This is a genomic window from Brucella sp. NBRC 12950 (assembly GCF_030268145.1).
Taxonomy (GTDB): Bacteria; Pseudomonadota; Alphaproteobacteria; order Rhizobiales; family Rhizobiaceae; genus Brucella.
In genome coordinates, this window is sequence record NZ_BSQC01000011.1 from 1 (window position 1) to 12,967 (window position 12,967).

Genomic DNA, 12,967 nt, shown 5'->3' on the forward strand with positions numbered 1-12,967 from the left:
ACGTGTCCGCCAAAGTTCTGTTCGATAATCCGGTTACCCGAACCATCAGCAGACAATGCCGCCCACGTTTCTCTTTCTTCTGTATAAAATTGTCAAAGAACAGACAGTCGCAAAACCGTCGAAAACTCACCCGCTTAACTCCGCGACCCAATCTCAATCATCAGAACCTTTCGGCCCAAACTCTCAATCTCGTCTCGCTCCGTCTTAGCGGTGCCGGGTATCTAATCCACAGTGCAAACCGTGTCAACCCATTTTTTTCAAGAAATTCACAGCCTTATCAACCGTTCCTTCCTCAATACATCAAGCAAACTCGCGCCCACTCAACGCCGCCAAACCAAACAATCAAAACCTAAATCTTAATCGCTTAACTTAACTCCAAGGACGAAGCATTCTGTCGCTTGCGACGCTCGCCGCCCTCGGTGAGCGCCATATAGACCCCACTCAACAAATCTGTCAACGTTCATTCATAAAAAAATACAAAGTTTCTTTCCACAGACAAATCCAGGCAACTTTACCAAACATTAAGCAGCCAAACCAGCATGATTCTGGCAGAGGGCTCTAAAGAGCGCGCATCACCTTCTTTCCTCAATGACGATCTACGGATCACTGCGGTGCCGCTCAGCTAGAACGGGATGATTGCCGTCTCAATGTCATTCCAAGAGTCAATCCAAACATCCGACCTTGATAATATACCAACTAGTTGGTATGGTATTCTGAAGGAGAGGACTCTTGGCGAAAAAGCAGAACCCTGCAACGAAATCGAATATTTTAGAAGCAGCACTGCGCGTCATTCGCACAAAAGGCTATACAGCTTCGTCAGTTGACGACATCTGCTCGGCAGCGGGACTGTCGAAAGGTGCATTCTTCCACCATTTTTCCAGCAAAGAAGATCTGGCGATCGCTGCAGCAGAGTATTGGTCGGAGAAGACGGGGGGCTTTTTTGCGGCAGCACCCTATCACAGATATACCAATCCATTGGCGCGGGTTTTAGGTTATGTTGCTTTGCGTAGCGAGCTGATTCAGGGCAAGCTGCCCGAGTTCACCTGTCTTGTAGGAACCATGACGCAGGAAATCTACGGAACAAATCCGTCGATCCAAAAAGCGTGCTGGGACAGCATTTCTGGCCATGCAGACACGTTGACCGTAGATATAGAAGTCGCGATGTCTCAATCCGGAAAGAGCTTCGACTTCACCGCAAAGAGTTTGGCCCTGCATACTCAGGGTGTCATCCAAGGTGCATTCATTCTTGCTAAGGCGAGCGGCAATCCGGCAGACGCCGTCGATAACATCGACCACCTTTGCCGATATTTGCAATTATTACTCAATCCGAAAACGGCCTGATGGTACGTTCACAAGAGGCAATGGGAGGAAACTATGCCTAGTATTATTCGCCTGCACCGCGTTATCGCAACCAATACGGAGAAGGTCTATCGTGCATTCGTGGAAGCCGATGCTATTGCAAGCTGGATTCCCCCTTACGGCTTTCTTTGCACCGTTCATGAAATGAACGCGAAGGTCGGCGGCGGGCATAAAATGTCTTTTCGAAATTTTACCACCGGCGAGCAGCACTCATTCGGCGGAACATATATCGAACTCATACCCAGAGAACGGATCGTCTATACGGACAAGTTCGATGATTCGAACCTGCCCGGTGAAATGAAGGTGACGATCGAGCTGAAATCTGTATCTGTAGGCACTGAGATCAATATTACCCAGGAAGGCGTTCCGGACATCATCCCGCCTGAGGCTTGCTATCTTGGCTGGCAGGACTCTCTCGATAAGCTAAAAAGACTCGTTGAACCCGAGATAAATCAATAAGTTCATTTACGAGCTCAAAACATCGACGTGCCTCCGCATTTTCTGCGAGAGACGCACACATGGGCGAATATTGGATCATGCGTCGGCGATCTTGAAAAGCCAATCCCGCACAGACTTAGCATTATTCGTAGGTGCTTCAGCCAGTAAAGGTGAGCGCCCCAATATAAGGTTGCATGAGCTTCCAGGCGCCGCCGGCCTTCGCGGCCTGAGCGATTGCGCATGGAGTTGCATTGCGTTGCTGGAGAGCAGCGCGCAGGCCTTCTACAGCGGCCGATCGGTCCACTAGTTTGGGGTATCGGAAGATATCGGCAAGGGTCTTCGTGATCGAATAGATCGGGTGGCCGTTGCAACACAAGTATTCGAGAAGTTTGCGCTCCCAACTGTCGGGGCCGCGTCTGCAGAGACGCCAGGCCGCGGAGGAGCGAGCTCGGCATGGCCCATGCTCGGCTGTTAGCGCCAGTCCGAGGTCGTCCTTTCGGATGTCAATCAGGTCGGCCAGCCACTCCATCACGTCCAATACAATGAGCACGTCGGCTAGTGTGCCCATGGGGACGCTGGGATATCCCCGTTCGAGGCGGGCGATGGAACTCGGCTGGGGGCCGGAGCAAACGGCAAGATCCGCCAGGGCGATACCACGCCGCAGGCGCGCATTGCGAGATCCTGGACCAGCCGCTCAAGTGCTGGTTTTGACTTGGGAGAGCCCATGTCAAATCACCATATTTGATGCATTAATTATTATAGAAAGTCATATATGACTTATTGCCATGGTGGTCCACGATGCGCCGACTTACTCTGAAAAATGAGGATCATAAAGGGAAACCTCCTCCTGCGAAGGCGACCGACTCCTGTAATCCGTTGACAGAAGAGTTGTAGCAAAAGGAGATCGACCCCGCTGACGTTACCGCCAAATTTAACCCGTCGCAGTCGTTCACTTTGTGAAACTTGGATTGCGGCGTCAGATTATGCAGCTTGGTATGGGTCGGCACCTCGAAGCATCTTTCTGCCTCAAAATACCATGAGGCGGAAGATATGGCCGCGATGGCATTGAGCCAGAGACATGGCATCAAGCTGCGGAATGCCCTTCTCCATTCCATGAGTAATTTCTCCTTGGTCGTGCTAAACAGTGCCAGACAATGCCGCACCAAAAAACAGAAAAGCCCGCAATTACGCGGGCTTAGCTTCTATATCACGCTCCTTGGTGTCGGTCTTTACCAGACGCCAACTTATTCCCACTCGATTGTACCCGGAGGTTTGGAGGTCACATCATATACCACGCGGTTGATGCCGCGTACTTCGTTGATAATGCGGGTGGCTGCATTACCAAGGAAGTTCATATCGTAGTGATAGAAGTCAGCTGTCATGCCATCGACCGAAGTCACCGCACGCAGAGCGCAGACGAATTCGTAGGTGCGGCCGTCGCCCATGACGCCAACAGTCTGCACCGGCAGTAGAACAGCAAATGCCTGCCAGATAGCATCGTAAAGACCAGCCTTTCGGATCTCGTCGAGGTAAATGGCATCGGCCTCACGAAGGATTTCAAGCTTTTCGCGCGTGATACCGCCCGGGCAACGGATCGCAAGGCCCGGTCCAGGGAACGGATGACGCCCAATAAAACTGTCGGGAAGACCGAGTTCCTTACCCAGCACGCGCACTTCATCTTTGAAGAGCTCACGCAGCGGCTCCACAAGCTGCATATTCATGCGTTCTGGCAATCCACCAACATTGTGGTGCGATTTGATCGTTACCGACGGGCCGCCAGTGAACGAAACGCTTTCAATAACATCTGGATAGAGCGTACCCTGCGCAAGGAAATCCGCGCCGCCAAGCTTGTTCGCTTCTTCTTCGAAAACTTCGATGAACAGACGACCAATTGTCTTTCGCTTCTTTTCCGGATCGCTCTCGCCTTCCAGAGCATTGATGAAGCGGTCCTGCGCATCCACAAGAATAAGCGGGAGATTATAGTGTTCCTTGAACATGGCCACCACATCGGCAGCCTCGTTCTTGCGCATCAAGCCATGGTCGACGAGAATACAGGTAAGCTGATCGCCAACTGCCTCGTGAATCAAAAGGGCTGCAACCGAGGAGTCGACTCCGCCGGACAAAGCACAGATCACTTTGCCCTTACCAACCTGCTTACGAATGGCATCAACGGCCTGTTCGCGATACGCAGACATAGTCCAGTCCGGCTTGATACCAACAATTTTATGTACAAAATTCTGAATCAGCTTCGCGCCATCAGGGGTGTGCACGACTTCCGGATGAAACTGAACTGCAAAGTACTTACGCTTCTCATCGGAAATGGCAGCAAATGGCGCATTAGGCGAGGTGCCAATAACTTTGAAACCTTCAGGAAGGGCTGTGACGCGATCGCCGTGGCTCATCCATACCTGATGGCGTGTGCCTTTTGCCCAAATACCAGCGAACAACGCGCTGTCTTCCTGAACTTCGAGAAATGCGCGACCAAATTCACGATCATGGCCACTTTCGACCTTGCCACCCAGCTGGGCACACATGGTCTGCTCACCGTAGCAAATTCCCAAGACAGGAATGCCTGCCTCAAAAACAGCTTGCGGCGCGCGAGGGCTGCCAATGTCCGTCGTCGAGTGGGGACTACCCGACAGGATCACAGCCTTCGGATTGATGCGTTTATAAGCATCTTCCGCAGACTGGAACGGAACGATTTCGGAATAGACTCCGGCCTCGCGTACGCGGCGTGCAATTAGCTGCGTGACCTGGCTGCCAAAGTCAACGATTAAGATAGTGTCAGGATGTGCCGTGGTGCTCATGCCGAGCATCTAGATAAAAAGCAGCAAAAATGCAATGGAAGAAGTGCCACGTTTCAACAATCCAACTAAGAAACTTGGCTATACTGACATATCCTTGTCAGGAAGTTTTAACGAACCATCGAAAATCGTGGCTTCGAGTTCCTCTACAACGCTTGCGAGCTTCTCGTCGATCACATGCAGATATTCTTCCCAATCGCCCACATGGCGCAGTTCGCGCACCCCGTCTGAGATACCGCGCAACCCAATTAGTCCAACCCCAAAGGTTTGACAGACGCGCTGGCAGGCAAACGTTTCCATATCGACCATGTCGGCTGCTACGTCGGCATAAGCTGCCCCGGTCACGATATTTGCACCTGTGGAGAGCGTGGCGTGCGGCAGGTTCGGCATCCGAACGGGCAGCTCGATCTCATTTGGGAGATCAAGAAAGGGAGTGCATCCTTTTTCAAATCCCAGCGGCGATGCATCCATATCGCGATAAGAGACCGATGAAACCTGGTACACTCCGGTTTGTTCAAGCTTCGCCGACCCCGCAGAACCAATAGAAATGACGAGATCAGGTAATTCTCCCTGCTGTTCAAGCACGGCCAAAAAGCGCGTTAGATTGATTGAAGCTTCAACCGGGCCAACACCAATCATCAATGGTAGGAAGAGTGAACTTAAATACGGACCATACTCGGCCTCTGTAGCCATCACATACAGAAGACGTTTACCTGCAATCGTTCTGATCATCCCTGTAGCCCCTTACGATCTTGAACAACCATCATCGTTCCTGTCATCGTCGCGATCAGGCGCACTTCCGTGTCCGTGACAGCGAAAGCCTGTCCATCACTGACCATGATCGTTCGTCCGGGCTTCGTAACCTCGCCTCGGAATAAGAACCGATCACCTCTGCCGGGGGCGAGCAGATTGACCTTAAACTCTATAGTAAGCACCGCAGCCTCAGAAGGCATAAGGCTTAGCGCCGCATATCCACAGGCCGAATCCAGTGCTGCAGAAATGATACCCGCATGGAGAATACCGTGCTGCTGTGTCAGCTCTTCTCGAAACGGCATCTCGACTTCCACAATACCTGGCTCACAGCGGGTAAGCTCGGCACCGATTAACTTCATTGCTGCCTGTCGATCAAAACTTTCTTCGACGCGCTCTTTAAAATCAGGCTCCGCAATTCTGTGCGCTGGCATAAAGCTCTCTGAAATCAGCCTCTCTTGTTTAGAACACTCACATAAAACCCATCTGTATCCGTTGACAATGGGGAAAATACACTGCCTCGGGCTGGGAAAGCAGGAGAAATGTCACCGGCATCCGGTACAACGTTTCTCCAGAGTTCACGAGGCGCTGCTTCTTCGAAATTGCTATTCTCAGCAAGGAAGCGTTCTACCTGTCTGGTATTCTCTTCAGCAAACAGTGAACAAGTGACGTAAACCAGTCTTCCACCCGGCTTTACATAGTGCTTTGCTGCTTCCAGCACTTCGTGCTGATCCTGCACGCGGGATTCGAGCTGATGACCGTTGAGACGCCATTTTGCGTCTGGTCTGCGTCGCCATGTACCGGAACCGGTACAGGGCGCGTCTGTCAGCACGAGGTCCATCCGCTCGATCAGCGGCGCCAGTGCATCGAGATTGCCGTGTATTTGCGTATTGCGGACGCCCGCGCGCTGTAAGCGGTCATTCATCGGAGAAAGGCGTGCACGCTCAGCATCATAAGCATGGACCTGTCCCCTGTTTTGCATCGCTGCGGCAAGCGCAAGCGTTTTGCCGCCTGCGCCAGCGCAGTAGTCCAGCACCTGGTCTCCGGGCTTTGCACCCGCATACAATGCCGCAAGCTGCGAGCCCAGATCCTGCACTTCAAACCAACCATCAAGAAAAGACTGATCTTTCTGCACATTGGGATGGCGTCCAAGTGCTTCGATGGGCGGAATGCGCAACGCCTGATCAATCAATGGAGCCTTGGCAACACCTGCTTTTTCCAGTGCATCAATAACGGCTTCTGGTTTGGACTTCAGCAGATTGACACGTAGATCGACAGGGGGGCGCGTGGAAAGCGCCGCGGCTTCTTCCACCCAACGTTCACCAAACAATTCTTCAAACGAAGGCACGCACCATTCAGGAACATCTGCTCGGATATAGGCGGGCGCATCCGCAATATCTCTGATTTCCCAAGCTTCGCGGCGCGGCCCTTCGAGCACTGCTGGCGCAAATTTGTCACCTTCGATCACTGCATCAATAGCGGCAAAATCCATGCCGCCTTCGGAGACCAGCGCACCAAAGGCCAAAGCACGCGTATCGTCTGCATCCATACGCCAGGCGATGGAAAGTTTCCGGCGCAATGTATCATAAACGATATTGCCGATGACCGCTCGATCACCTGCACCGGCAAAGCGGTGTGATGCACCCCAGTCCTTCAGTGCATCGGAAGCCGGACGATTGCCCGCTTCAATATCGTTCAAAACTTCGATTGCCGCCTGAAGGCGTCCGCCAAGTCGCATTGGTGCTCCTTCATGTTTGTTAAGTCCGCATAGCCTTCCTTGATGGGAAAAGGCAATCGGCAAATAAAATGCGCTGCGTTTTAACTCAGCGCAAAAGCAAAAAGCCGGAACAACAGCCCCGGCTTTTTCAATCTCGTGCTTTAGCGCTTACTCAGCAGCAGCGGTCGATTCTTCTTCAAGTGCAATCGTATTGGCTTCATAGCCATGCGCCTTTTTGAGCGCGGCCCGCACACCCGCTTCATAATCGGGATGGATAAGCTTAAAGTGGCCCAACTGTCGTTCAACGATGAAACCGGGAACGCCGGTCATAGCAGCCGCAATGTTTGAGAAAAGACGAAGCTTCTGACCGTCATCGAAAAGATTAAACAGTGCACGCGGCTGCGAATAATCATCATTGCCGATACGATGATTATAGCGATCTGCATCGCCGCTGATGCGTAACGGTGGCTCCTTGGCTGACGGCTGCTCAACAGGACCGTTGAATGAGTTCGGCTCGTAGTAAGCATCTGGATTACCAGTTGCAATTCCGCCAAAAGTGTTCATCTGGCCATCGCGGTGGTAGTGATGGACAGGGCATTTAGGCTGGTTCACCGGCAGGTTCTCATAATGGGTGCCAAGGCGATGCCGATGTGCATCCGCATAGGAAAACAATCGCCCTTGCAGCATCTTGTCCGGCGAATAACTGATCCCTGGCACAATGTTTGACGGCGAAAATGCAGCGTTCTCAATCTCGGTGAAGTAATTTTCCGCATTGCGGTTAAGTTCCATCACGCCAATATCAATCGGCGGATAGTCAGCATGTGGCCAAACCTTGGTCAGATCGAACGGATTGTAAGGCGTCTTATCGGCATCCAACTCCGGCATGATCTGCACCTGAACCTTCCACTTCGGGAATTCTCCCTTATCAATCGCAGTGAACAGATCTTCCTGTGTGGATTCGCGGGTGCGACCAATTACATGCTCAGCTTCTTCATTGGTCCAATGTTTGTGGCCTTGCAGGGTCTTAAAGTGGAACTTTACCCAATAGCGTTCTCCCGCTTCATTCCAGAAGGAATACGTATGGGAGCCATAACCGTTGATGTGACGCACATCGGTTGGCAAACCACGATCGGACATCAGAATCGTTACCTGATGCAGACTTTCTGGAGAAAGTGACCAGAAATCCCACATGGCAGTTGCCGAACGCAGGTTGGTCTTCGGATGACGCTTCTGCGTGTGGATGAAATCGGGAAACTTCAGCGGATCGCGCACAAAGAAGACCGGCGTGTTGTTGCCAACCAGATCCCAGTTGCCCTCTTCGGTATAAAATTTCAGGGCAAAGCCGCGTACATCACGCTCAGCGTCAGCAGCACCCTGCTCACCGGCAACTGTGGAGAAACGCGCCAGCATCTGTGTTTTCGCACCAGGCTGCAGCGCCTTGGCTTTAGTGTATTTCGAAATATCGCCGGTAATCGTCAGAGTGCCGAAGGCACCCCAGCCCTTGGCATGCACAACACGCTCTGGGATGCGTTCACGGTTCTGATGCGTCAGTTTTTCGATCAGCTGATAGTCCTGCAGCAAGACTGGGCCGCGCTCACCGGCGGTAAGGGAATTCTGGTTATCCGGAATAGGCGCACCAGCGCTTGTAGTCATAATCGGACGGTCTGCCATGGGAATTTCCCTCCTGAAAAATAAATTGGTTGATCCAGCAATCAGCCTAGCTTTTGGCATGGGCAGCCCCGCTGCATCACGCCCTGGCTGGGTAACAAAGGCAGTTTAGACCCGTTCCAATAATAATCTCCAATTGCTTTTTTTGTTATTATTGATAGGATTTTCCTATCATGTTCACGATCAGACAAATGCGCTACTTTGATGCGCTTGCAAGCACCCTGCATTTTAGGAAAGCGGCTGAGCTAGCACATATTTCGCAACCTGCCCTCTCGGCACAGATTGCCGAAATGGAAGCCGTATCAGGCGCGTCCCTATTTGAGCGCTCACAACGTAAAGTCATTATGACGGAGCTCGGCCGCGAGTTGCTTCCAGGCATTCGCACCATATTGAGAGAGTTAAATGCGCTTGAGGAAATTTCAGCGCAGAGTAAAGGGCTGCTGCAAACGCAGTTGCGGTTGGGGATCATACCGACTGTAGCACCGTACCTAGTGCCACATCTCATCCCGCTATTGCGAGAGCGTCACCCGTCATTTCGACTGCAATTGCGCGAAAGCGTAACAGCCAAGCTTCTCGATGAGCTCCATGCAGGTGAGATTGACGCCATTGTAGCAGCACGTCCACTCGTTGATGATCGTCTTACCCATCAGAAACTTTTTGATGATCGGTTCCTGATCGCCACCTCCAGCAATGACCAGACGATCCTCTCCTCACCTATGACACAGGATAACGTTGCGCTGGATCGGCTGTTATTGCTTGAAGAAGGCCATTGCATGCGAGATCAGGCGCTGGCAGTCTGCTCCCTCCCACCACAGCGCCAACTGGTGAAATATGGAGCGACCAGCATGACCACACTTTTGCAGATGGTCAGCCATGGGATGGGTTTGACGCTGATTCCTGAGATTGCGGTACGTGCTGAGGCACGCAACAACCAAATGCGGATTGTTCCATTCGAGGGTGACCAGCCAAAGCGCGAGATCGCCCTCTTCTGGCGCAGACAAAGCAAACGTCGTAAGGATTTTCAGGCCCTCGCTGATTGTATTTTCGAGAGTGCGGGCCATCTGCTCATTGATGATGCGGAACTCGTCACCCTCGCATAACAAAAAAGCGGCCATGCAGGCCGCTTTTTTTCTGCTTAGCAGCGAACAGCTTACATGCCGCCAGGATAGTTCGGGCTTTCGCGGGTGATGGCCACGCCATGCGAATGGCTTTCGCGCAGACCAGCATTGGAAATACGCACAAAGGTCGCCTTTTCGCGGAACTCCTCCAGCGTCTTGGCGCCGACATACCCCATGGAAGCACGCAAACCACCCGCAAGCTGGTGCAGAACAGCAGAAATCGGTCCCTTGTAAGCGACCTGACCTTCGATCCCTTCTGGGACAAGCTTCAGTTCATCGCGCACTTCAGCCTGGAAGTAACGGTCTGCCGAGCCGCGCGCCATCGCACCAACCGAGCCCATGCCACGGTAGGATTTGAACGAACGACCCTGATGCAGATAAACTTCACCCGGGCTTTCTTCCGTACCCGCCAGCAACGAACCTGCCATTGCGGCAACCGCGCCGGCAGCTAGTGCCTTGGCGAAGTCGCCCGAGAACTTGATACCGCCATCCGCAATTACCGGGATGTTGTGCTTATGTGCTGCCTCAACAGCCGACATAATTGCCGAGAGCTGCGGCACGCCAACGCCTGCAACAATACGCGTCGTGCAGATCGATCCCGGTCCGATACCGACCTTCACCGCATCCGCACCAGCATCGATCAACGCCTGCGTGCCGTTAGCGGTGGCGACGTTACCAGCAAGAATAGCAACATTTGGGTAAGCTTTTTTGATGCGTGCAACTGCATCTAGAACTCGCTGCGAATGACCATGGGCAGTATCTACCACGAGCAGATCAACCCCGGCATCAATCAGGCGCTCAGCGCGTTCATAACCATCTTCACCAACGCTCGTTGCAGCAGCAGCACGCAGACGACCCTGCGCATCCTTTGCAGCGTTTGGGTTGAGTTGCGACTTTTCGATATCCTTGACAGTCACGAGACCAACACAACGACCCTTGTCGTCAACGACGAGCAGCTTTTCAATGCGATGGGCGTGCAGCAGCCGCTTCGCTTCGTCCTGATTGACGTTTTCGCGAACCGTAATGAGGTTCTCACGCGTCATCAATTCATAAATCTTCTGTGCCGGATCAGAGGCAAAACGCACATCGCGGTTGGTCAGAATACCAACGAGACGACCGGGGCCCTTGGCTCCGTTCTCGACGACCGGAATACCGGAAATTCCATGCGCTTTCATCAGCGCCTGGGCGTCTGCCAACGAAGCATCTGGTCCGATTGTCACCGGGTTGACGACCATGCCGGATTCAAATTTCTTCACCTGCCGAACTTCTTCAGCCTGACGTTCAGGGGTAAGATTACGGTGAATAACGCCAATGCCGCCGGCCTGCGCCATTGCAATAGCGAGGCGCGACTCTGTGACCGTGTCCATAGCAGCCGATAGGAGTGGCAGAGTAAGCTCGATGTCTGCAGCAATGCGCGTGCGCAGGTCAACCTGGCCTGGCATTACCTCGGAATGGCCCGGCTGCAAAAGCACATCATCGAAGGTGAGAGCGAGCGCGCCGGTGGAAGATTCCACGATTTTAGCCATTGCCAATTCCTTTACCGGTTTTACTGAATGAGAAAAGCCGCCTCTTCGGAATAAGAATCCGAGAGCTGCGACTGAGCTTCATTACTTGTTGAATTGGCACCGGCTGGTAACATGCTTATGACTGATTGGAAAGTCTTTTACGGACAAGTTTCAGTTACTGATAACGATTTCCGTGATAAATCCTCCTGTTTTTTAAAGATTAGCCTGAAAGATGCATTATGCGTAAGTCTTATACACGCGTTCCGCTCATCCGCCGGTCACGAGCCATGTGGTTGTCGCCACGCTTGTGGAAGCCACGACTGGTGTTTTGGTGCGGCGCGATCGCAATAGGACTGATCAGTGTTGGCTTTGCGCATGCAGCAGACATCGCTCAGGGTTGGTTCCAAACATTAACCGGCAACAATCAAAATGGTTGGCGAAGCTTGCTACCGCTTGCAATCACACCAATCGGCTTCATGCTCTGTTCGTGGATCGCATTGCGTTTCTTTCCTGGTTCGGGCGGCAGCGGCATTCCCCAAGCAATAGCCGCACGCCACCTGACCGATCCCGATGATCGTTCGTTGTTGCTTTCTGTAAAGGTAGCATTCGGCAAGATCCTATTGACGATAGCCGGTCTCTTCTGCGGAGCGTCTATTGGCCGTGAAGGCCCCACCGTACAGATCGGCGCCTCGATCATGTTACAGTCTGCTCGTTTTGGTGGCATGGAACAAGCGCGTGGCCTTATTCTGGCAGGCTCGGCCGCAGGTATCGCTGCTGCTTTCAATACGCCACTTGCTGGCATCGTCTTTGCGATCGAAGAAATGGGGCGTTCCTACGCTGCGCGTACGAATGGTCTGGTCCTTTCCGCTGTGATCCTCGCGGGTCTCGCATCGCTCGGCATCGTCGGAAACTATAATTACTTCGGATTGACAACGATCTCCGTTTCCACATACAGCGACTGGATATTGGTGATTGCCTGTGGCGTTATCGGGGGAGCGATGGGAGCAATATTCAGCGCTCTGGCTTTGAATATTGCAAAGCGGACACGACGATTGATGCAAAAAGCACCGCTGCTTAGAAGTATTCTCTTTGCTGGTGGCTGCGGACTAATCGTTGCTGTTATAGGCATCGCATCAGGGGGGACAACCTTTGGAACCGGCTATGATCAGGCGCGCAGTGCTGTTGAAGGCCTGCCACTCCCCTCATTCTATTTTCTCGAAAAATTTCTTGCCGGATTACTTTCTATGGCTTCTGGTATTCCTGGTGGCATTTTTGCACCTTCCCTCTCAGTTGGCGCCGGGCTCGGGAGCACGATCGGGCTTGCGCTTGGAACGAGTACTGGCCTTGCAGCAGTTTTAGGGATGGCGGGCTATTTCGCCGGTGTCGTTCAAGCCCCGATGACTGCGTTTGTCATCATTATGGAAATGACAGGTAACCATAATAATGTCATCCCGCTTATGTGCGCCTCCATGCTCGGCTATGGTACCGCACGACTGATCTCAAACGAACCGCTATATCACGCATTGTCACGCAATTATGTGGCAGACGTGCTTCGCCAGCGTCGGACAAAAGAAAAAAGCTCGACAGATTGAACGTGCTTTGGGGAGG

Annotated in this window: 12 protein-coding genes; 5 read left to right on the forward strand and 7 right to left on the reverse strand. The window is 52.6% G+C overall.

The features are described from left to right. The 3 genes from QSJ70_RS18025 to QSJ70_RS18035 form a co-directional block, all read left to right on the forward strand. A partial coding sequence (locus QSJ70_RS18025) for a hypothetical protein (protein ID WP_285538446.1) occupies positions 1-353 on the forward strand: 353 nt, incomplete at its 5' end. A 376-nt stretch (positions 354-729) separates the two neighbouring features. Further along, on the forward strand, positions 730-1,341 hold the full coding sequence (locus tag QSJ70_RS18030; RefSeq protein ID WP_285538448.1) for a TetR/AcrR family transcriptional regulator: 612 nt from the start codon (positions 730-732) through the stop codon (positions 1,339-1,341). 33 nt (positions 1,342-1,374) lie between these two features. Continuing rightward, entirely contained in the window at positions 1,375-1,818 is a 444-nt protein-coding gene (locus QSJ70_RS18035) for an SRPBCC family protein (protein WP_285538450.1), read from the forward strand. Positions 1,819-1,954: 136 nt separating this feature from the next. Here QSJ70_RS18035 and QSJ70_RS18040 read toward each other — a convergent pair whose 3' ends face one another. The 6 genes from QSJ70_RS18040 to katA form a co-directional block, all read right to left on the reverse strand. Then, a complete protein-coding gene (locus tag QSJ70_RS18040) occupies positions 1,955-2,365 on the reverse strand; it encodes a hypothetical protein (protein WP_285538452.1) in 411 nt (136 codons plus the stop codon). A 676-nt stretch (positions 2,366-3,041) separates the two neighbouring features. Then, positions 3,042-4,604, reverse strand: a complete 1,563-nt coding sequence (gene guaA / locus QSJ70_RS18045) for a glutamine-hydrolyzing GMP synthase (protein ID WP_215777400.1) — start codon at positions 4,602-4,604, stop codon at positions 3,042-3,044. A gap of 78 nt (positions 4,605-4,682) precedes the next feature. Next, positions 4,683-5,333: a 5'-methylthioadenosine/S-adenosylhomocysteine nucleosidase gene (locus tag QSJ70_RS18050; RefSeq protein ID WP_285538455.1), complete on the reverse strand. Its 651-nt coding sequence runs from the start codon at positions 5,331-5,333 to the stop codon at positions 4,683-4,685. Next, entirely contained in the window at positions 5,330-5,785 is a 456-nt protein-coding gene (locus QSJ70_RS18055; RefSeq protein ID WP_215777403.1) for a PaaI family thioesterase, read from the reverse strand. Before QSJ70_RS18055 ends, QSJ70_RS18050 begins: the two co-directional genes overlap by 4 nt. Before the next feature lie 14 nt (positions 5,786-5,799). Next, positions 5,800-7,089 (reverse strand): RsmB/NOP family class I SAM-dependent RNA methyltransferase, encoded by a 1,290-nt coding sequence (locus tag QSJ70_RS18060; RefSeq protein WP_285538459.1) that lies wholly within the window; start codon positions 7,087-7,089, stop codon positions 5,800-5,802. Positions 7,090-7,236: 147 nt separating this feature from the next. Beyond that, positions 7,237-8,739: a catalase KatA gene (gene katA / locus QSJ70_RS18065; protein ID WP_285538461.1), complete on the reverse strand. Its 1,503-nt coding sequence runs from the start codon at positions 8,737-8,739 to the stop codon at positions 7,237-7,239. A gap of 170 nt (positions 8,740-8,909) precedes the next feature. Between katA and QSJ70_RS18070 the strand changes: the two genes are divergently transcribed. Continuing rightward, entirely contained in the window at positions 8,910-9,836 is a 927-nt protein-coding gene (locus tag QSJ70_RS18070) for a hydrogen peroxide-inducible genes activator (RefSeq protein WP_285538463.1), read from the forward strand. Positions 9,837-9,886: 50 nt separating this feature from the next. On the opposite strand, the gene guaB is transcribed toward QSJ70_RS18070, so the two are convergent. Beyond that, entirely contained in the window at positions 9,887-11,380 is a 1,494-nt protein-coding gene (gene guaB / locus QSJ70_RS18075; protein ID WP_215777411.1) for an IMP dehydrogenase, read from the reverse strand. Between the two features lie 218 nt (positions 11,381-11,598). Between guaB and QSJ70_RS18080 the strand changes: the two genes are divergently transcribed. Then, positions 11,599-12,951 carry a chloride channel protein gene (locus QSJ70_RS18080; RefSeq protein ID WP_285538466.1) on the forward strand — a complete coding sequence of 451 codons (1,353 nt, stop codon included), beginning with the start codon at positions 11,599-11,601 and terminating at the stop codon, positions 12,949-12,951. The last annotated feature ends 16 nt before the right edge of the window (positions 12,952-12,967 follow it).